Source organism: Arthrobacter sp. PM3, from assembly GCF_003352915.1.
In the GTDB taxonomy this organism is placed as follows: Bacteria; Actinomycetota; Actinomycetes; order Actinomycetales; family Micrococcaceae; genus Arthrobacter.
On record NZ_CP022314.1, the window covers coordinates 3,643,072 to 3,664,013 of the forward strand.

At 68.5% G+C, this 20,942-nt stretch carries 15 protein-coding genes; 12 read left to right on the top strand and 3 right to left on the bottom strand.

What is annotated here, in order from left to right; genetic code table 11:
• Positions 1–121 precede the first annotated feature (121 nt).
• Positions 122–1,150 (top strand): TerC family protein, encoded by a 1,029-nt coding sequence (locus CFN17_RS16595; RefSeq protein WP_208748829.1) that lies wholly within the window; start codon positions 122–124, stop codon positions 1,148–1,150.
• A gap of 31 nt (positions 1,151–1,181) precedes the next feature.
• Positions 1,182–2,534: an MFS transporter gene (locus tag CFN17_RS16600; protein ID WP_208748830.1), complete on the top strand. Its 1,353-nt coding sequence runs from the start codon at positions 1,182–1,184 to the stop codon at positions 2,532–2,534.
• 7 nt (positions 2,535–2,541) lie between these two features.
• Here CFN17_RS16600 and CFN17_RS16605 read toward each other — a convergent pair whose 3' ends face one another.
• The 3 genes from CFN17_RS16605 to CFN17_RS16615 form a co-directional block, all read right to left on the bottom strand.
• Positions 2,542–3,816: an alpha/beta fold hydrolase gene (locus CFN17_RS16605; RefSeq protein WP_208751548.1), complete on the bottom strand. Its 1,275-nt coding sequence runs from the start codon at positions 3,814–3,816 to the stop codon at positions 2,542–2,544.
• A gap of 115 nt (positions 3,817–3,931) precedes the next feature.
• The gene (locus CFN17_RS16610; protein ID WP_208748831.1) at positions 3,932–4,444 is read right to left on the bottom strand and encodes a GNAT family N-acetyltransferase; all 513 of its coding nucleotides are present in this window, start codon (positions 4,442–4,444) and stop codon (positions 3,932–3,934) included.
• A 73-nt stretch (positions 4,445–4,517) separates the two neighbouring features.
• Entirely contained in the window at positions 4,518–7,064 is a 2,547-nt protein-coding gene (locus CFN17_RS16615; RefSeq protein WP_208748832.1) for an RNA helicase, read from the bottom strand.
• A 159-nt stretch (positions 7,065–7,223) separates the two neighbouring features.
• On the opposite strand from CFN17_RS16615, the gene CFN17_RS16620 reads away from it, so the two are divergent.
• From CFN17_RS16620 to yvcK, 10 genes are all read left to right on the top strand, one after another.
• Positions 7,224–8,003 (top strand): trans-aconitate 2-methyltransferase, encoded by a 780-nt coding sequence (locus tag CFN17_RS16620; RefSeq protein WP_208748833.1) that lies wholly within the window; start codon positions 7,224–7,226, stop codon positions 8,001–8,003.
• Between the two features lie 134 nt (positions 8,004–8,137).
• Complete coding sequence (locus tag CFN17_RS16625; protein ID WP_208751549.1) at positions 8,138–9,886, top strand: ABC transporter ATP-binding protein; 1,749 nt, start codon at positions 8,138–8,140, stop codon at positions 9,884–9,886.
• Positions 9,887–9,999: 113 nt separating this feature from the next.
• Positions 10,000–11,925 (top strand): ABC transporter ATP-binding protein, encoded by a 1,926-nt coding sequence (locus CFN17_RS16630; RefSeq protein WP_208751550.1) that lies wholly within the window; start codon positions 10,000–10,002, stop codon positions 11,923–11,925.
• Positions 11,922–12,314 (top strand): GntR family transcriptional regulator, encoded by a 393-nt coding sequence (locus tag CFN17_RS16635; RefSeq protein ID WP_208748834.1) that lies wholly within the window; start codon positions 11,922–11,924, stop codon positions 12,312–12,314. The genes CFN17_RS16630 and CFN17_RS16635 overlap by 4 nt, the downstream gene beginning before the upstream one ends.
• 68 nt (positions 12,315–12,382) lie before the next feature.
• Positions 12,383–15,331 carry an excinuclease ABC subunit UvrA gene (uvrA, locus tag CFN17_RS16640; protein ID WP_208748835.1) on the top strand — a complete coding sequence of 983 codons (2,949 nt, stop codon included), beginning with the start codon at positions 12,383–12,385 and terminating at the stop codon, positions 15,329–15,331.
• Positions 15,332–15,391: 60 nt separating this feature from the next.
• The gene (locus CFN17_RS16645; protein WP_208748836.1) at positions 15,392–16,135 is read left to right on the top strand and encodes an HAD hydrolase-like protein; all 744 of its coding nucleotides are present in this window, start codon (positions 15,392–15,394) and stop codon (positions 16,133–16,135) included.
• Positions 16,122–16,790, top strand: coding sequence for a 1-acyl-sn-glycerol-3-phosphate acyltransferase (locus tag CFN17_RS16650; RefSeq protein WP_208748837.1), 669 nt, complete (start codon positions 16,122–16,124; stop codon positions 16,788–16,790). The genes CFN17_RS16645 and CFN17_RS16650 overlap by 14 nt, the downstream gene beginning before the upstream one ends.
• Positions 16,791–16,859: 69 nt before the next feature.
• Complete coding sequence (gene uvrC, locus CFN17_RS16655) at positions 16,860–18,878, top strand: excinuclease ABC subunit UvrC (protein WP_208748838.1); 2,019 nt, start codon at positions 16,860–16,862, stop codon at positions 18,876–18,878.
• 121 nt (positions 18,879–18,999) lie between these two features.
• Complete coding sequence (rapZ, locus tag CFN17_RS16660; RefSeq protein ID WP_208748839.1) at positions 19,000–19,923, top strand: RNase adapter RapZ; 924 nt, start codon at positions 19,000–19,002, stop codon at positions 19,921–19,923.
• Complete coding sequence (gene yvcK / locus CFN17_RS16665; protein ID WP_208748840.1) at positions 19,923–20,942, top strand: uridine diphosphate-N-acetylglucosamine-binding protein YvcK; 1,020 nt, start codon at positions 19,923–19,925, stop codon at positions 20,940–20,942. Before rapZ ends, yvcK begins: the two co-directional genes overlap by 1 nt.

Consider the following 20,942-nt stretch of genomic DNA (forward strand, 5'->3'; position numbering starts at 1 on the left):
GCTACGATCGTCAACACGCACGGCATGGATGCCGTGCCGGGCGTAGCGGGTAGCCAGGCAGCAACTGCCGGCGGCCGGAGAGACTTACACCGCTGTGCTGTACCCTACGAAAGGTTTCTCCGTGCCCGAACTTCCGCTGTGGTTCGAGATCGGCTCGTTTGTCGTCCTCGGCGTCATCCTGGCCATCGACCTGCTGATGGTCCTCAAACGCCCGCACGAGCCCTCCATGAAAGAAGCCGGACTGTGGGTCGCGTTCTACGTGGCCCTGGCCCTGGTTTTCGCCGGCGCAATGTTCGCTTTCACCGGCCCCGAATACGGCGGCCAGTTCATCGCCGGCTGGGTCACGGAATACAGTCTCAGCATTGACAACCTGTTCGTGTTCATCATCATCATGGCGCGCTTCTCGGTACCCCGTAAGTACCAGCAGGAAGTGCTCATGGTGGGCATCATCATCGCCCTGATCCTCCGCGGCATCTTCATCATGCTCGGCGCGATCGTGATCGAACAGTTCAGCTGGGTCTTCTACATCTTCGGCGCGTTCCTGCTCTGGACCGCATGGAAGCAGGCCCAGGACGAGGGCGAAGACGAGGAAGACCGGGAAAACCCGCTCATCGCCCGGATCCGGCGGGTCCTGCCGATGTCCGAGAAGTTCGACGGCGGCAAGCTGCGCACCGTTGTGGATGGCAGGAAGGTGTTCACCCCCATGCTGATCGTCTTCGTGACCATCGGCATGACGGACCTGCTCTTCGCGGTCGACTCCATCCCGGCCATCTTCGGCCTTACCCAGAGCGCCTTCATCGTCTTCACCGCGAACATCTTCGCCCTCATGGGGCTCCGCCAGCTCTACTTCCTGCTGGGCGGCCTGATGAACCGGCTCATCTACCTCAAACACGCCCTGTCCGTCATCCTGGCGTTCATCGGCGTCAAGCTGATCCTGCACGCGATGCACGTCAACGAGCTGCCCTTCATCAACGGCGGCCACCACATTGAGTGGGCCCCGGAAATCCCCACCTTCGTCTCGCTCGCCGTGATCATCGGCACGATCGTCATCGCCGTCGTCGCAAGCCTCGCCAGTTCCAAGGCGTCCCAGTCCAAGCTGGACGCCAGGCTCGAAGAGGACGCCCGCAAGAGCCTGAGCGACGCCGAATAGCCCAGCCCGCCGCACGCGTTATGCTCGGACCGTGAAGACCTTCTACGCGGCCGCATCCTACGGTACGGCGTTTGACCTGCACCGGGTCCGGCGCCGTACCGTTGCCGTGCTCAGCGTTGCCCAGCTCCTGAGCAGCGTGGGCAGCGGGGCCAGCCTGTCGGTCGGGTCCCTGCTCGCCGTCCAGCTCTCCGGGTCCAACGCGTGGGCCGGTTCCGTGACCACGGCCGTGACGCTGGCCGCCGCCGTCGCAGCCCTTCCGCTGGCCGGGCTGGCCGGACGCCGGGGCCGCCGCACGGCGCTCGTGACCGGCCAGCTGGCAGCCATGGCCGGCTGCCTGCTGATCATCCTCTCGACGGTGTCCGGGGCCTTCCCGGTGCTGCTGCTGGGGGCGGCGCTGCTGGGCCTGGGGACCGCCGCCAACCTGCAGGCCAGGTTTGCCGCCGTCGACCTCGCCGACGCCGAACACCGCGGGCGTTCCCTTGCGATCGTCGTGTGGGCTGTGACGATCGGCGCCGTTGCCGGGCCCAACCTGATCCGCCCGGGAGCGGCGGTCGGTGAGGCCCTCGGGCTCCCGGCGCTGGCCGGGCCGTTTGTGTTCTCCGCCGCCGGGCTGGCCCTGGCCGCCCTGCTGCTGCTGTTCGGCCTGCGGCCGGATCCGCTCCTGCTGGCGGCGCGTCTGCGGACCGCCGGTGCGCCGCAGGCGGGGAACGTCCACGGCGTGCGGCGGCGCCACGGCCTCCGCGCCGGTCTCCGGGCGGTCGGGAAATCACCGCGCGCCCGCCTGGCGTTGTTCGCGATCGTCGCCGCGCACGGCTGCATGGTGGCGGTGATGTCGATGACGCCGCTCCATCTGCAGCTCCTCAGCGAAGGGCCGATGGCCGGGATGGAAGCCGGACATGTCCATGCCGCCAGCACCGACGTGCTGGTCCTCATCGGCTTCACGATTTCACTGCACATCGCCGGCATGTACGCGTTGTCGCCGGTCATGGGCTGGCTTACCGACAAAACCGGCCGCCTGCCCGTCATCATCCTCGGCCACGGGCTGATTCTGACCGCCGTCTGCGTCGCCGGCTTCGGGCAGCGGCAACCGGTCCTGGTCACGGTGGGCCTGGTGCTCCTCGGCCTGGGCTGGTCCGCGGCCACCATCGGAGCCTCCACGCTGCTTGCCGAAAGTGTCCCGGCAGACGACCGTGTCCTGGTGCAGGGCGTCTCGGACACCATGATGGGGGCCGCCGGGGCTCTGGGGGCAGGTTTCTCCGGCCTGGTCATGGCCGGGCTCGGCTATCAGGGCCTGAACCTGGCGGCGGCCGCCCTCGCGGCGTCCGTCCTGGCGGTCGCCGTTGCGGCCGCGGCAACGAACCGGGCGGCAGCCGCCGCGGCATAGGCCCCGGTCAACGGCGGGCTGAGCGGGCCATTCCCAGCAGCCGGCCGAAGATGGCCTCACCGTCGTCCGCGATGCCGTCGTGGTGGAACTCGTCGGACTCCCAGACCTGCAGGCCGCGCACGGCTGCGGCGGTTTCCAGGGAAAGGTCACGGTCCACGTAGATGTCGTCGGAGTACACGGCCGCGGCGGCCGGCACCGTGTTGAGCGCCAGCCGTTCCGGATCGTAGAGCGGCGCCCAGTCGTCTTTCTCCGCGAGCAGCCGGGCGACCTCCTGCAACGGGCGCAGCGCCGGGTCCTGCTCGAAGTACCAGGGGTAGACCATTTCGCCGGTCAGCAGCGGTTCCGCCGCGTCGGGGCGGAATTCGGGGAAGTCGTCCAGCACCCGCCACGCGGCCCACCGGGTGGGGCCGCCCTGCCCGTAAATGGACTCATGCATCAGCGCGTACAGGGGATTGGGGGCGCGGGACACGATGCCCCGGACCTGCTCCAGGAAAGCGTCGGAGAGCCGGTCGCCGCCGGGCGTGGCCACGAAGGCGTCCTCCAGCAGGTGGTGCAGGGCGTCCACCCGCGTGTTGCCGCCCAGGAACTGGCCCACCATCTGGAACCGTTCCACGGTGAGGCGGCCGCCGTCGGGCAGGAATTCCTCCGTCTCGCGCAGGTGTCGGGCAATCCGGGTCACGGCGGCACGGTCCTCGGGGTACCACCCGAAGTACTCGGCGTTGCGGGCCGCGACCCGCCGGAACGTCGCCCGGTACACGCGGTCCGCGGAGCCGGCCAGCGGGGCGAGGCCGCCTGTGACGAGCGCGGCGCGGAGCCCTCCGGGTGCGAAGGACAGGTACGTGAGAGCGCAGAAGCCGCCGTAGCTCTGGCCGTAGATGGTCCATGGCCCGGAGCCCAGGGCGGCCCGGATGGCCTCGGCGTCGGCCACGATGGAGTCGGCGCGGAAATGCGTCAGGTAGCGGGTCTGCTCCTCCGCGCCACCGCGCCCGGGCAGTGTGTTGCGGTCGATCGGCGCGGACAGGCCGGTGCCGCGCTGGTCCAGCATGAGGATCCGGAAGTCCCGCGCGGCCGCCTTGCTCCACCCGCCCAGCGACGGAAGCCGGTTGCCGCGTCCGCCGGGGCCGCCCTGCAGGAACAGCAGCCAGGGGAGCCGTGCGGCGTCGTCCTCGCTGTGCTCCGTGGAGACGTACTCGCGGGCGAACACCGTGATGGTCTCGCCGCGGCGGCCGGCCTCGCTGAAATGGTCCAGCGGCAGCTGGAAGTAGTGCTCTGCGGTGCGCATGCCACGGTAGGTGTGCCGCGCCCGGACGTGGTGCCGGACGGTGCCACCGACACGGCCCTGGGCGCTGGACGCAGCCTCCAGGAGGGCGGCCGCCGTGGACCCGGTCGCGGGAAGGTCAGCCACGGACGGCCTCCGCGTGGGAGCCGGTGCGGCCGCCGCCGAAGGCTTCCAGCGCGGTGCCGGTGAGGCGGAACGTGGACCATTCCTCCATCGGGGCGGCGCCGAGCTTCTTGTAGAAGTTGATCGAGGGCTCGTTCCAGTCCAGGACGCTCCACTCGACCCGGGCGTAGCCGCGTTCGACGGCGGTCGCGGCCAGGTGCTGCAACAGGGCTTTCCCGTGGCCCTCGCCCCGGGCCTCGGGCCTGACGTAGAGGTCCTCCAGGTAGATCCCGTGGACACCTTCCCACGTGGAGTAGTTCAGGAACCACAGGGCGAAGCCGCGGACCTCGCCGGCCGCGTTCTCCGCCATGGTGGCGAAGACCCGGGGATTCTCGCCGAACAGGACTTCGGTGAGCATCTCCGGGGTGTTCCGGACCGCGTCCGGTTCCTTCTCGTAGAGGGCGAGGTCGTGGATCATCTGCAGGATGGCGGGGACATCAAAAGGCGCGGCGGGCCGGATTACACTCATTGTTCGAGTTTACTCGGCGGCCACCGACCCGGAACCTGCCGGGCTCCGCCGACGGTGCCTCCCCGGCGGCCGGCTAGAGCCGGTTGACGTCCGTGACGCGTACGACGGCGGTCCCGGACTCGTCCGATGCCGCCAGGTCCACCTCGGCCGAGATGCCCCAGTCGTGGTTCCCGGCCGGGTCGTCGAAGATCTGCCGGACCTTCCACACAGCCGGTTGCTCGGTAATGATCAGCAGCGCCGGGCCGCGGGCGTCGGGCCCGGTACCGATGTCGTTGTGCTCGTCGAAGTAGTCATCCAAGGCATCCTCCCAGCGCTCCGCGTCCCAGCCGGACCCGGCGTCGAGCTCGCCCAGGGCGGTGGCGGCCTCATCGGCGAACAGTTCCACCCGGCGGAACATTTCGTTGCGCACCATCACCCGGAAGGCGCGGATGTTGGAGGTCAAGGACGGCGGCGGGGGCGGGGGAGCGTCATGCGGGGTGGGAGCGGCGCCGGACGTGAGCTCCTCCCACTCGTCCAGCAGGCTGGAGTCCACTTGCCGGACCAGTTCACCCAGCCAGGCGATGAGGTCCTCGAGGTCCTCCCGGAGGGCGTCCTGCGGGACGGTCTGGCGGAGGGCCTTGAAACCGTCCGCGAGGTAGCGCAGCACGATCCCTTCCGAACGGGCCAGCCCGTAGAACTGGACGAATTCGCCGAAGTTCATGGCGCGCTCGTACATGTCCCGGACCACGGATTTGGGCGTCAGTTCAAAGTCACCCACCCAGGGCGCGGCCTTGCGGTAGACGTCGAATGCCTCTCCGAGGATCTCGGCGAGCGGCTGCGGGTAGGTGACGTCCTCGAGCATCGCCATCCGCTGGTCGTATTCGATGCCGTCGGCCTTCATGGCCGCGATGGCTTCGCCGCGTGCCTTCTTCTGCTGTGCGGAGAGGATCTGCCGCGGCTTTTCGAGGGTCGCCTCGATCACGGACACCACGTCCAGGGCGTACGACGGCGACTCCGGATCCAGCAGCTCCAGCGCGGCAAGCGCGAACGGGGACAGCGGCTGGTTGAGGGCGAAGTTCGCCTGCAGATGGACCGTGAGCCGCACCGCGCGGCCGTCCGGTCCCTGTTCGTGGGGCGGGATCCGCTCCACGACGCCGGCAGCGAGCAGCTCCCGGTAGATGCCCAGCGCCTTCTTCATCAGCCGCAGCTGGGAAGCGCGCGGCTCGTGGTTCTCGGTGAGCAGGCGGCGGGCGGCCTGGAACGGGTCGCCGGGGCGTTCCATGAGGTTCATCAGCATCGCGTGCGTCACGGTGAAGCTCGATGTCAGCGGATCCGGCACGGATTCCACGAGCCGCTTGTATGTCGGTTCGCCCCAGGAGACGAAGCCCTCCGGCGGTTTCTTCTTGACCACCTGGCGCAGCTTCTTCTGGTCGTCACCGAACTTGGCGGTGGCCTTGGCCATCGCCTTAACGTTTTCGGTCACGTGTTCGGGCGCCTGCACCACCACGGTCCCGGCGGTGTCGTAGCCGGCGCGGCCGGCCCGTCCGGCGATCTGGTGGAATTCCCGTGAGTTCAGCAGCCGGGTGCGCACGCCGTCGTACTTGCTCAGGGCGGTCAGCAACACGGTGCGGATGGGCACGTTGATGCCCACGCCGAGGGTGTCTGTGCCGCAGATGACCTTCAGCAAGCCGGCCTGGGCCAGCTGCTCCACCAGGCGGCGGTACTTGGGCAGCATGCCGGCGTGGTGGACGCCGATGCCGTGCCGGACCAGGCGGTTGAGCGTCTTGCCGAAGCCCGCGGCGAAGCGGAAGCCGGCGATCAGCTCGGCAATCCTGTCCTTCTCCTCCCGGCTGCAGACGTTGATGCTCATCAGGTTCTGGGCCCGGTCGATCGCCTCGACCTGGCTGAAGTGCACCACGTAGACCGGGACCTGCTTGGTGGCGAGCAGCTCCTCGAGGGTCTCGTGCACCGGGGTCTGCTCGTAGTAGTAGTGCAGCGGAATGGGGCGTTCGGCGGAACTGACGGTCGTCGTCGGGCGGCCGGTCAGGGCGGTGATGCCCTCCTCGAAGCGGCTGACGTCCCCGAGCGTGGCGGACATGAGCAGGAACTGCGCCTGCGGCAGCTCGAGCAGCGGCACCTGCCACGCCCAGCCGCGCTGCGGGTCGGAGTAGAAGTGGAACTCGTCCATGATCACGGCGCCCAGGTCCGCGCCGGAGCCTTCCCGCAGGGCAATATTGGCCAGGATTTCGGCAGTGCAGCAGATGATCGGGGCATCCTGGTTCACACCGGAATCGCCGGTGATCATGCCGACGTTTTCGGCCCCGAAGATCTCACAGAGGGCAAAGAACTTCTCCGAGACGAGGGCCTTGATGGGGGCCGTGTAGTAGCTGCGTTGCCCGCGGGCCATGGCTTGGAAATGGGCGGCGATGGCCACCAGGGACTTCCCGGAGCCGGTGGGCGTGGCCAGAATGACGTTGGAGCCTGCCGCCAGCTCCATGATGGCCTCGTCCTGGGCGGTGTAGAGGGCCAGCCCGCGGGCCTCGGTCCACTCCACAAACCGGGTGTAGAGCTCGTCCGGGTCCAGGGCCGTCCTGCCGGAAACGCGGGCGGCCGGGGCGGGGAGCTGATCAACGAGTTTCATTGCTGTCCAGCTTAGTGCCCGCGCCGTGTTACCGCCCGCCCCGGCGTCCCGGGCATGGCACACGCCGGATGCGTGCCTCCTTGGCTGACGCCTTGGCTCGAAAAGAGACGCGGGGCTACGCTTCGGGTAGGGCAACAGCGCCGGGAACTGGAGGCAACCGTGAAGTGGGATCCCGAAAAGTACGTGCAGTTCGGGGATTACCGGGACAGGCCGTTCTTTGACCTGACGGGCAGGATCCATGCTGACGCGCCACGGCATGTCGTCGACCTCGGCTGCGGGCCCGGCAACCTGACCGCGACCCTCGCCGAGCGGTGGCCCGGGGCGCACGTGACGGGCCTGGATTCGTCGCCGGAAATGCTGGCCAAAGCGGAGGCCCACGCGGCCGGGACGGCCAATCTGTCCTACGAGCTGGCCGACATCGGGCACTGGCTGCCCTCCGGCGACACGGACGTCGTGGTCACCAACGCCGCGCTGCAGTGGGTGCCCGGGCACCGCGACCTGCTGCCGGCATGGCTCGATGCGCTCAAACCGGGCGCCTGGTTCGCGCTTCAGGTGCCGGGGAACTTCAACGCCCCGTCCCACACCCTGATGCGGGAGCTCGCCGAATCCCCGGCCTGGGCCGGGCGGCTCGCCGGCGTGCTGCGCCATGACGATGTTGTGGGCGAACCGGACGAATACCTGGGGATCATGCTCGACGCCGGGTGCGCCGCCGACGCCTGGGAGACCACCTACCTGCAGCTGCTGCAGGGCCCCAGCCCGGTGCTGGAGTGGGTCCGCGGCACCGGGCTGAGGCCGGTCCTGGCGGCCCTGCCGGCTGAGGAAGCCGGTGAGTTCGAAGCGGAGTACTCGGCGCGGCTGGACGCCGCGTATCCGGGCAGCCGGCACGGGACCGTGTTCCCGTTCCGGCGCACTTTCGCGGTGGCACAGAAACGCGGCTGACCGGTGCGTGCGCCAGTTGACCCGAAGCACTCCGTGATGGGGCTTACAATGACGTGGCGGTATGGGGGCGGCCGGTAGGCTGATTCCTATTCCGGGCCCTGGCAAGCGATGGAGGTTCGGTGCTTATAGGCCTGATGGCGCGGCTGCTGTCCGCGCATAAAGGGAGCGTGCTGGCCATTGTCGTGTTGCAGCTCGTGCAAACCACCGCCAACCTGCTCCTGCCCACCCTGAACGCCGCGATCATCGACGACGGCATCATCGCCGGGAACACGGCCGAGATCCTCCATCTGGGCGGCTGGATGGCGGGGATCGCCGCCGTGCAGGTGGCCGCGGCCATCGCCGCCGGCTACCTTGGCGCAGTCGTCGCCATGGAGCTCGGCGGCCAGCTGCGCGGGGAGCTCTTCGCGAAGGTGCAGTCCTTCTCCACCCAGGAGGTCGGCGTCTTTGGTGCGCACAGCCTCCTCACCCGGGCCACCAACGACGTCGTCCAGATCCAGAACCTCGCAGTCCTGGTCTTCACGATGCTCATTGCGGCCCCCGCCATCTTCATCGGCGGGATCGCCCTGGCCATCCACCAGGACGCAGCGCTGTCCTGGATCGTGGTCGCGGTCATCCCGATCCTCACGCTCATCATGACCGTGATTGTGCGCCGCCTCATTCCCCTATACCGCGAGGGCCAGGGGCTCCTGGACAGGATCGGGCGTGTGCTGCGCGAGCAGATCATCGGCGCGAACGTCATCCGCGGGTTTGTCCGGCAGGACCACGAAATGCGTCGTTTCGACGACGCCAACAAGGACCTCACCCGGAACAACCTGCGCTCGGCCCTGCTGGTGGCCGGGATGATGCCGATGATCATGCTGGTGGTCAACCTCTCGTCCGTGTGCGTGGTGTGGTTCGGCGGCCACAGGATCGACGCCGGCGAAATGAGGCTGGGCGCGCTCACCGCCTTCATGGCCTACATCCTGCAGATCCTGATCGCCATCATGATGGCGATGTACGTGTTCATGACGGCGCCCCGGGCATCGGCCTGCGCCGAACGGATCCGCGAGGTGCTGGACACCGTCCCGTCCATCGCGGACCCGGCCGGTCCCGCCGCAGCCCCCGCCGGGCCGGCAGGCGCGTCCGGCGGGCCTGCCACAGGCAACACCGTCGAGTTCCGGAACGTGTCCTTCGCGTATCCCGGCGCCGAGGCACCCGTGCTGGAAGGAATCACGTTTACCGCAGCCCCCGGGACCACGACGGCGATCATCGGCGCGACCGGCGCCGGCAAGACGACCCTGCTGAACCTGCTGCCCCGTTTCCTCGACGCAACCTTCGGCGAGATCTGCATTGGCGGACGCAATGTGCGGTCCATGCCGCTGGAGGTCCTGCGCGGCCTCATTGCCATGGTCCCGCAGCAGTCCTACCTCTTTTCCGGCACCATCGCCGAGAACCTCAGGATCGGCGCGCCCGGAGCGGGCGGCCCGGAGCTGTGGCAGGCGCTGGAAACCGCCCAGGCTGCCGAGTTTGTCCGTGCCCTCCCGCTTGGCCTCGACGCCCCCGTGAGCCAAGGCGGCACCAACTTTTCCGGCGGCGAACGCCAGCGCCTGTGCATCGCCCGGGCGCTGCTGAAGGACTCCCCGGTCTACCTCTTCGACGACAGCTTCTCCGCCCTGGACTACGGCACCGATGTCCGGCTCCGCGCCGCGATCGAACCGCTGCTGCGCTCCGCGACCGTGGTGATCGTGGCCGAACGCGTGGCGACGATCGTGGACGCCGGGCTCATCCTGGTCCTCGAGGACGGCCGCCTTGTCGCGCAGGGAACCCACAGCGAGCTCATGGAGTCCTCGCCGAGCTACCGGGAAATCGCCGCGTCCCAGCTGGCGCTGGAGGAAACCCTGTGAGACGCGGCAAGGCAGCAGGCACCCCGCCCGGCGCCCCGACCGGGCCGCCGGAGCACACCAGGTGGCGGACGGCCACCCGGTTGCTGGGTCTGCTGCGCCCGCTCAAGTGGCGGATGGCCGGCGTCATCGCGGCCACCTGCGCCTTCGTGACCCTGAACGTGGCCGCCCCTAAAGTCCTGGGTGACGCCACCGACGTCGTGGTGGCAGGCTTCATGGGCGGGACACTCAACGAAACGGAGCTGGCCGGGCGTCTGCTCACGGTCTCGGCCCTGTATGTCGGAGCGTCGCTCTTCAGCTGGATCCAGGGCGCGCTGACCGCCACCGCCGTGCAGCGCGTCAGCTATGGGCTCCGCGGCTCTGTCGAAAAGAAACTGCACGTGCTGCCGTCCAGCCACTTCGAGGAGCAGCGCCGCGGCGACGTACTGAGCCGGGCCACGAACGACGTCGACAACATCGCCCAGGCCCTCAACCAGCTCCTGAACCAGATGATCATGTCCGTCCTGATGCTCTCGGCCGCCCTGGCCATGATGCTGTGGCTCTCACCCCTGCTGGCACTGATCGCCATACTCTCCGTGCCGGTATCGACGGTGATCACGGTGCTGGTGGCACGGCATTCGCAGGCCCACTTCACCGAACAGTGGAGCAGCACCGGGGCCCTGCACGCTCAACTCGAAGAATTCTTCACCGGGCATGAAGTGGTGAAAGCCTTCGGCCGGCAGGAGGCCTCCGCGGCGAGCTTCCGGGACTTCAACGACAAGCTCACCCGCTCCAGCACCCGCGCCCAGTACATTTCCGGCGTCGTGCAGCCCCTCATGGTCTTTGTCTCCAACCTCAACTACGTGGCAGTGGCGGTCGTGGGAGCGCTCCAGGTGACCGCCGGGGCCCTGACGATCGGCGGCATCCAGGCCTTCATCCAGTTCTCCCGCCTCTTCAGCCAGCCGATGGCCCAGATCGGCGGCATGCTGACCCTGCTGCAATCCTGCCTTGCCTCCGCGGAACGCGTGTTCGAGCTGCTCGACGCCCCGGAGATCCCGGCGGACAGCGCCGCTCCGGCGGCGACGGCCAACGGCGCCGGCCGGCTTCACGGCGCGGTCGCCGCGCTAAAGATCCAAGCGCTGCAAAAATCCAACGGGCGGCACAAATCCAACGGCCGGCACCATCCGCCCGGCCCGCGGACCGCCACGCACCGCCACGCATCCCGCGACGGACGTGAAACGCCGGCCCTGCCCGATCATCTTCTGTCGTCCCATGTCCTGCCGGATCACGCGGGTCCGGCCGGGCGCGTCACCTTTGAGAACGTCAGCTTCAGCTACAGTCCCGGCACGCCCGTGGTGAAAGATCTTTCCTTCACCGTGGAGCCGGGGCAGAGCGTCGCGATCGTGGGCCACACCGGGGCGGGCAAGACCACGGTGGTGAACCTCCTGATGCGCTTCTACGAACTGGACTCCGGACGCATCCTCGTCGATTCGGCCGACATCGCCACCATCCCGCGCGACGAGCTCCGGTCCACGTTCGGAACCGTCCTGCAGGACGCCTGGCTGTTCACTGGCACCATCAGGGAGAACATCGAATACGGCCGGCCGGGGGCCACCGATGCCGACATCGTCCAAGCGGCCCGCGCCAGCCACGTCGACCAGTTTGTCCGTGCCTTGCCCGCCGGCTACAACACCATGGTCGGCAATGACGGCGACTCCCTGAGCCGGGGGCAACGCCAGCTCGTCTCGATTGCCCGGGCGCAACTCGCGGGACGCAGCATCCTGGTACTGGATGAGGCGACGAGTTCCGTGGACAGCCGCACCGAACTGCAGATCCGCCACGCCATGGAGAGGCTGCGGCAAGGTCACACGAGCTTCGTGATCGCGCACCGTTTGTCCACGGTCCGCGACGCTGATCTAATACTCGTCATGGACCACGGACGGATCGTTGAACACGGGACCCACCAGCAGCTGGTCGCCCGGAACGGCCTCTACAAGGATTTGTACGAGGCGCAGTTCGCCGGTCGCGAACAGGTGCAGGCCGTGCCGGAGCCGGAACAGTGAGCCCCGCGGACACCGCGGGGGAGCGCTTCCCGGGTGCCTGGCGGACCAACCCGGCCAGCTCGGTCCCGCTCTTTGAACAGCTCCGGCTGTACGTGATCGAGCGCGCCGACAACGGCACCCTCCCGCCCGGGACCAGGCTCCCGGCGGTACGAAGCCTCGCCGGCGAACTGGGCGTGGCGCCCCATACCGTGGCCCGCGCCTACAAGGAACTGGAAGCCGCCGGGGTAGTCGTGACGCGGGGCCGGAACGGCACGGTGGTCTGCGCCCGGGACGCCGCCTGGAGCACGCTGACCGCCGCCGCCGGCGAGTTCGCGGCCGCCGCCAAAGCGCAGGGCGCGAGTTTCGCCGAGGCCGTGCAGCTCCTCGCCGCCGCCTACGACCGCCCGTAGCACATCCCGGCGGCGCCGGCCGCACGCAGAATGGTTTTTCGAAGAAGTTTTCGATTAGCATTAGAACCGTGCCTAAAGCCGTAGCTGAAGATCCAGCCGTTGAAATCCACTCCGCCGCCGAACCGCAGGCGGTCCGGGACGTCGCCACATCCCGTCCCGAGCTGAAACGCCCGGACATGACCCGCCTCGTGGTCAAGGGCGCGCGCGAGCACAACCTCCGCAACGTCGACCTCGACCTGCCCCGCGACGCGATGATCGTGTTCACGGGCCTGTCCGGCTCCGGCAAGTCCTCGCTCGCGTTCGACACCATCTTCGCCGAAGGCCAGCGCCGCTACGTCGAGTCGCTCTCCGCCTATGCCCGCCAGTTCCTCGGCCAGGTGGACAAGCCCGACGTCGATTTCATCGAGGGCCTCTCGCCGGCCGTGTCGATCGACCAGAAGTCCACGAGCAAGAACCCGCGCTCCACCGTGGGTACCATCACCGAGATCTACGACTACATGCGCCTGCTCTGGGCCCGGGTGGGCCGGCCGCACTGCCCCGTCTGCGGCGAACCCGTCGCGAAGCAGACCCCGCAGCAGATCGTGGACCAGCTCCTCGAACTTCCGGACGGCACGCGCTTCCAGGTGCTCGCACCGGTGGTCCGCGGCCGCAAGGGGGAATTCGTTGACCTCTTCAAGGAACTTACCGCCAAGGGCTATTCCCGCGCCCGCGTGGACGGCGACCTCGTCCAGCTCAGCGACCCGCCCAAGCTGGGCAAGCAGTTCAAGCACACCATCGAAGTGGTGGTGGACCGCCTCGTGGTCAAGGAAGGCATCAGCCAGCGGCTGACCGACTCCGTGGAAACTGCCCTCGGCCTCGCCGAAGGCCGCGTCCTGGCCGAATTCGTCGACCTCGAGGCGGAGGACCCGGGACGCATCCGGGCGTTTTCCGAGCACCTCGCATGCCCCAACGAGCACCCCCTCGCCATCGACGAGATCGAGCCCCGCTCCTTCTCCTTCAACAACCCGTTCGGCGCCTGCAGTGCCTGCAGCGGCATCGGTACCCGCCTGGAGGTCGACGAGGAACTCATCATCCCCAACCCGGAGCTGTCCCTCTCCGAGGGAGCCATCGCGCCGTGGTCGCTGGGCACGGCCACCACCGAATACTGGAACCGGCTGCTGGCGGGCCTCGCGGACGAGCTCGGCTTCTCCATGACCACGGCCTGGGAAAAACTCGACGCCGACGTCCGGAAGACCGTCCTGCACGGCAAGGACCACAAGGTGGTAGTGCAATACCGCAACCGCTTCGGCCGCGAACGCAAGTACAGCACCGGCTTCGAGGGCGTCGTACAGTACGTCCACCGCAAGCACGGGGAGACCGACTCGGACTCCGCGCGCGACCGTTACGAGGAATACATGCGCCAGGTCCCGTGCCCGGCCTGCAACGGCGCCCGGCTGAACCCCGCCTCGCTGTCCGTGCTGATCAACGGCAAATCAATCGCCGAGGTCGCCGCGCTGCCCATGCGCGAATGCGCGCACTTCCTCGACAATCTGGTCCTCACCGGACGCGAAGCCCAGATCGCCCACCAGGTCCTCAAGGAGATCCAGGCCCGCCTGACGTTCCTCCTCGACGTCGGGCTCGAATACCTGAACCTGGAACGGCCTTCAGGGACGCTCTCCGGCGGCGAAGCCCAGCGCATCCGCCTGGCCACCCAGATCGGTTCGGGACTCGTGGGTGTCCTCTACGTCCTGGACGAGCCCTCCATCGGCCTGCACCAGCGGGACAACCGCCGCCTGATCGAAACCCTCACCCGGCTCCGGGACCTCGGCAACACCCTGATCGTGGTGGAGCACGACGAGGACACCATCCACGAAGCCGACTGGGTGGTGGACATCGGACCCGGCGCCGGCGAACACGGCGGCATGGTGGTCCACTCGGGCTCCTACCAGGCGCTGCTGGAGAACACGGATTCCCTCACCGGCGACTACCTCGCGGGCCGGAAAAAGATCGAGATCCCGAAGAAGCGGCGCAAATACGACAAGAAGCGCGAGCTCAAGGTGGTTGGGGCCAAAGAGAACAACCTCCTCAACGTCGACGCCAGCTTCCCGCTGGGCCTTTTCACCGCCGTCACCGGCGTCAGCGGATCCGGCAAGTCCACCCTGGTCAACGAGATCCTCTACAAGGTGCTCGCCAACAAGCTCAACGGCGCCAAGCAGGTCGCCGGCCGGCACAAGACCGTCCAGGGCCTTGAGCACCTCGACAAGGTGGTGCACGTTGACCAGAGCCCCATCGGACGCACCCCGCGGTCCAACCCGGCCACCTACACGGGCGTGTTCGACCACATCCGGAAGCTCTTCGCCGAGACCACCGAGGCCAAGGTCCGCGGCTACCTGCCCGGCCGGTTCTCGTTCAACGTCAAGGGCGGCCGCTGCGAGGCCTGCTCGGGCGACGGCACCCTGAAGATCGAGATGAACTTCCTGCCCGACGTCTACGTCCCCTGCGAGGTGTGCCACGGGGCCCGGTACAACCGGGAGACGCTCGAGGTCCACTACAAGGGCAAGACCATCGCCGACGTGCTCAACATGCCGATCGAGGAGGGCGCCGAGTTCTTCGCGGCGTTCTCCCCGATTGCCCGGCACCTCAACACGCTCGTCGACGTCGGCCTTGGCTACGTCCGCCTGGGCCAGCCCGCCACAACGCTCTCCGGCGGCGAGGCCCAGCGTGTGAAGCTCGCGGCCGAGCTCCAGAAACGCTCCAACGGGCGCAGCGTGTACGTCCTCGACGAGCCCACCACGGGCCTGCATTTCGAGGACATCCGCAAGCTCCTCATGGTGCTCCAGGGCCTCGTGGACAAGGGCAACACGGTGATCACGATCGAGCACAACCTGGACGTCATCAAGAGCGCCGACTGGATCGTGGACCTTGGACCCGACGGCGGCTCCGGCGGCGGCCGGATCGTCGCCTCCGGCACGCCGGAACAAGTCGCCGCGTCGGGCGAGAGCCACACGGCCACGTTCCTTTCGGAGCTCCTCGCCTGATGTATTCCTGAACGGGCATGCGAATTTCTGGCATCCGCGCACTCGTGAGAAACTAAGCCGGTGACGCATACAACAGTGCCCGTAATCTTCGACCTCGACGGCACTCTTGTCGATCCGGCCGGGGGAATCACGGGCGGGATCGCCGCGGCCCTCACCGAACTCGGGCTGCCCGTCCCGGGGCCGGCCCGGATGAACGAGATGGTCGGCCCCAAGCTGAGCCACGCGCTCAGCGACATCGCCGGCGTGCCTGCCTCGCTGGTCGGCGACGTCATCCGGATCTACCGCGGCCACTACAAGGCCACCGGGATCGCGCAGAGCCGGCTCTACCCGGGCATCCGTGAACTCCTGGAGGGCTTCGTCGCCGCCGGGCGGCCCATCGCCGTCGCCACCCAGAAACCCGAGGGGATTGCCCGGACCGTGCTGGAGCACCACGGCATCGCGGGGCTTTTCCACAGCATCCGCGGCTCCGCCACCGATGAGGCGGGCACGGGACCGGAGGCCGCGGCCGCCGGCAAGGCCGGGATCGTCGCCGCCGCGCTCTCGGACCTCGCCGGCGTCGTCCCCGCGACGGCCGCCCGGGCCGTGATGGTGGGGGACCGGGCGCAGGACGTCGCGGGTGCCGCTGCCAACGGATTGGGCTGCATCGGCGTAGGCTGGGGCTTTGCGCCCGACGGCGAACTGCAGGCGGCGGGCGCCGTCGAGATCGTGCAGGACACCGCGGCGCTTCACACGACGATCACCAGACTCTCCGAACGCCCGGGGACCACAGCCCTGAACGAGGTGCACACCGATGGCAATGTTTGACGCAATCCGCTGGACCACGCGCGGGCTCATATCCTCCACGTGCCGTCCGACGGTCATCGGCCTGGACAATGTGCCCAAGGACGGTCCGTTCATCGTGGCCCCCAACCACCTCTCGTTCCTGGACAGCGTGATCGTCCAGGCCCTCATGCCGCGCCCGGTTGCGTTCTTTGCGAAGGCCGAGTACTTCACCACCGGCGGGGTCAAGGGCAAGGTGATGAAGTCTTTCTTCGAGGCTGTGGGCTCCATCCCTGTGGAGCGCGGCGAGCAGGCCGCCAGTGTCCAGGCGTTGAAGACGCTGCTGGACATTCTCGACTCCGGCAAGGGGGTGGGCATCTACCCCGAAGGCACCCGCTCGCGCGACGGAATTTTGTACCGCGGCCGCACCGGCGTCGGCTGGCTCGCCCTCACCACGGGCGCGCCGGTGATCCCGGTGGGCCTGATCGGCACAGAGCACCTGCAGCCCGCGGACAGCAACAAGGTCCGGCCGCAGCACTTCACCATGAAGGTCGGCGAGCCGCTGTACTTTGACAAGACGGGTCCGGACCACTCGCTGCCCGCGCGTCGCGAGGTCACCGACCGCATCATGGATGCGATCGCGGAACTGAGCGGCCAGCAGCGGTCCGCGAGCTACAACCAGAGCAAATCGGCCGAATAACCCCGGGCCCGGCCTGGCGCGCACGGCGGCGGCCAGGCCCGGACGCATCGAACTAAGTAGACTTGGACAGTGGCAGATCCAGCGAGTTACCGACCCCAGACGGGTGAAATTCCGACCAATCCGGGCGTGTACCGCTTCCGCGACCCGCACGGCCGGGTCATCTATGTCGGCAAGGCCAAGAACCTCCGCTCCCGCCTGAACTCGTACTTCGCCAACCCTGCGGGGCTGATGCCGAAGACCTACGCCATGGTGCACACGGCCAGCAGCGTCGAATGGACCGTGGTCGGCAGCGAGCTCGAGTCACTGCAGCTCGAATACACCTGGATCAAGGAATTCGCGCCGCGGTTCAACGTGATGTTCCGGGACGACAAGAGCTACCCGTACCTCGCCGTCACGATGGGGGAGAAGTACCCGCGCGTGCAGGTGCTGCGCGGGGACCGGCGCAAGGGCACCCGGTACTTCGGCCCGTACACCGCCGGTGCCATCCGTGAGACCATGGACACCCTGCTGCGGGTCTTCCCGGTGCGCAGCTGCAGCGCCGGCGTCCTCAAACGCGCCGAAGCCAGCGGCCGGCCCTGCCTGCTGGGCTACATCGACAAGTGCGCCGCACCCTGCGTCGGGCGGATCTCCGCCGAGGACCACCGCGCCCTCGCCGAGGACTTCTGCACCTTCATGGGCGGCGAGGCCAAGCCGTTCGTCAACCGGCTGGAGAAGGAGATGGCCGCCGCCGTCGCCGAACTCGATTACGAGCGCGCCGCCCGCCTGCGGGACGACATCGTGGCACTCAAGAAGGTCTTCGAACGCAACGCGGTGGTCCTCGCCGAGGGTACGGACGCCGACGTCTTCGCCCTGCACGAGGACGAACTCGAAGCCGCCGTCCAGGTCTTCCACGTCCGCGGCGGCCGGATCCGCGGCCAGCGCGGCTGGGTCGTGGAAAAAGTCGAGGACTCCACCACCCCGGAACTCCTCGAACACCTGCTCCAGCAGGTCTACGGCGACGAAGCCGGCCTCCAGGGCAGGCTGCCGCGGGAGGTCCTGGTGCCCGCCGAGCCCAGCAACGCCGACGAACTCGCGCAGTGGCTCAGCGGCCTGCGCGGGGCCCGGGTGGACGTCCGGGTTCCCCGGCGCGGCGACAAGGCGGCGCTCCTGTCCACCGTCCGCGAGAACGCCGAGCACGCCCTCAAGCTCCACAAGTCCCGGCGCGCCGGTGACCTGACCATGCGGTCCCAGGCGCTGCAGGAACTCCAGGAGGCGCTTGAGCTGCCCGTGGCGCTGCTCCGGATCGAATGCTTCGACATCTCCCACGTCCAGGGCACCAACGTGGTCGGTTCCATGGTCGTGGTCGAAGACGGCCTGCCGAAGAAGTCCGACTACCGCAAGTTCTCGGTTACCGGAGCGGCCGCTACCGACGACACCGCGGCCATGCACGACGTCCTGACCCGCCGGTTCCGGCACTATCTCGACGAGAAGGCCGAGCACGCGGCCGCCGCGGCGAAACCGGCCCGCCAGGCCGCCCTCGAAGCGGCCACGGCGGCCGCGGTCGCGGACTCCACCACCCCGGCACCGCGCAGCAAATTCGCCTACCCCCCCAACCTCGTCGTCGTCGACGGCGGCAAGCCCCAGGTCAACGCCGCCGCCCGGGCCCTGGCCGAACTCGGCGTCGAGGACGTCTACGTGGTCGGGCTCGCCAAACGCCTCGAGGAAGTGTGGCTGCCGGACAGCGACTTCCCGGTGATCCTGCCCCGGGCCTCGGCCGGCCTGTACCTGCTGCAGCGCATCCGTGACGAGGCCCACCGCTTCGCCATCACCTTCCACCGGCAAAAACGCGGCAAGGCCATGACCGTTTCCGCGCTCGACGGCGTGCCCGGACTCGGGGCGTCCAAACGCAAGGCCCTCCTGGCCGAATTCGGTTCCCTCAAAGGCATCAAGGCGGCGACGGCGGAGGAACTCACCGGAGCCAGGGGGATCGGCCCGTCCCTGGCCGCCGCAATCGTCCGGCACTTCGACTCCGGCGGCGCCGGTGCCGCCGACGAGGCTGTCACCGTCCCGGCCATCAACATGACCACCGGCGAAATCCTCGAAACTTAGCTAGCACCGCCAAACTTAGCTAGGGTAAAGACTTGGAAACGGCACGCCCGCGGCCTCACGGCCGCCCGGCGGTGACCTGACCGCGACAGCAGACCGCACAGGCAGAGATGGGGCTTCACTGATGGCAGACTCGACGGCAGGATCCGGGACGGAAACGGACGGCATGACACCCGTCAAACCCGTCGAGGCGGAACTGCTCGTAGTGACCGGCATGTCCGGAGCCGGCCGGAGCACCGCCTCGGATGCCCTGGAGGACCACGGCTGGTACGTCGTGGAGAACCTTCCGCCGCAGATGCTCGGCACGCTCGCGGAACTGGTGTCGCGCACACCGCACTCGATGTCGAAGCTTGCCGTCGTCATGGACGTCCGGAGCAAGGAACTGTTCGCGGACATGCGCACGGCCCTCCGCGCCCTGGAAGCGACCGGTGTGAGCTTCCGGGTCCTGTTCCTCGACGCCAACGACGGTGTCCTGGTCCGCCGCTTCGAACAGGGCCGCCGGCCCCACCCGCTGCAGGGCGGCGGCCGGATCCTGGACGGCATCGCCGCCGAACGCGAACTCGTCCGCGACCTGAAGGACACGGCCGACATCGTCCTGGACACGTCCGCCCTCAACGTCCACGGGCTGGCCACCGCCATCACGGAACTGTTCAGCGAGACCGGCCCGGTCGCGCTGCGCCTGAACGTCATGAGCTTCGGCTTCAAGTACGGGCTGCCGGTGGACGCCAACTTCGTGGCCGATGCGCGGTTCATCCCCAACCCGCACTGGGTGCCGCAACTGCGCCCGCACACCGGGCTGGACAAGGATGTCAGCGACTACGTCCTCGAAGCCCAGGGCGTCAGCGACTTCGTGGAACGGTACGTCCTGGCCCTGGAACCGGTCCTGGACGGGTACCGGCGGGAGAACAAGCACTACGCCACCATCGCCGTCGGCTGCACCGGCGGCAAACACCGCTCGGTCGCGGTCGCCGTCGAACTCTCCCGGCGGCTGGCGCAATACCCGCGGGTCACCGTGACCACCACGCACCGGGACCTGGGCCGCGAATAATGGCGCTCCTGACCGGCCCGCTGCCCCTCGTCCCGCCCGCCAGCGCGGCGTTCGCCAGCCAGCAGGACAAGGGCCCCTCCGTGGTGGCGCTCGGCGGCGGACACGGCCTCTCCGCCTCACTGTCCGCCCTTCGCCTGCTCACCTCCGAACTCACCGCGATCGTCACCGTCGCGGACGACGGCGGGTCTTCCGGCCGGCTCCGTGAAGAGTACGGCGTCCTGCCGCCCGGGGACCTCCGCATGGCCCTGTCGGCACTGTGCGACGACACCGACTGGGGCCGCACCTGGCGCGACGTCATGCAGCACCGCTTCGCCCCGGGCAAGGGCCGCGGCGGGTCCCTGGACGAGCACGCCATGGGCAACCTCCTCATCGTCACCCTCTGGGAACTCCTGGGCGACACGGTCGCCGGCCTCAAATGGGCCGGCGCCCTGCTCGGCGCCCGCGGTGAAGTCCTGCCGATGTCCAGCATCCCGCTGACCATCGAAGGCCAGGTCCGGATCACGGCCCCCGACGGCACCACCGCACTGCAGACCCTGACGGGCCAGGCCAGGTGCGCCGTGGCCGGGTCCCTGGAGCACGTCCGGCTCCTGCCCGAGAACGCCCCGGCCTGCCTGGAGGCGCTGACTGCGATCGAGCTGGCCGACTGGGTCGTCCTGGGCCCGGGCTCCTGGTATACCTCCGTCCTGCCGCACCTGCTGCTCCCGGAAATGCGCGAGGCCCTCTGCAACACCGCCGCCCGGCGCTGCCTGACCATGAACCTCGCCACCGACACCAAGGAGACCGCCGGCATGAGCGCGGCAGACCACCTCCGGGTGCTGCGGGACTACGCGCCGGAGTTCACGGTCGACGTCGTGCTCGCCGATCCGGCATCGGTGCAGGACATGCCCGACTTTGAGCGGGCGGCCGGAATGCTCGGTGCCGAGGTGGTCTTGGGTAAAGTGGGGGCGTCTGGTCGCCGTCCGGTCCACGATCCGTTGCGGCTGGCGACGGCGTACCACGATATTTTCGGGAACAGTTAG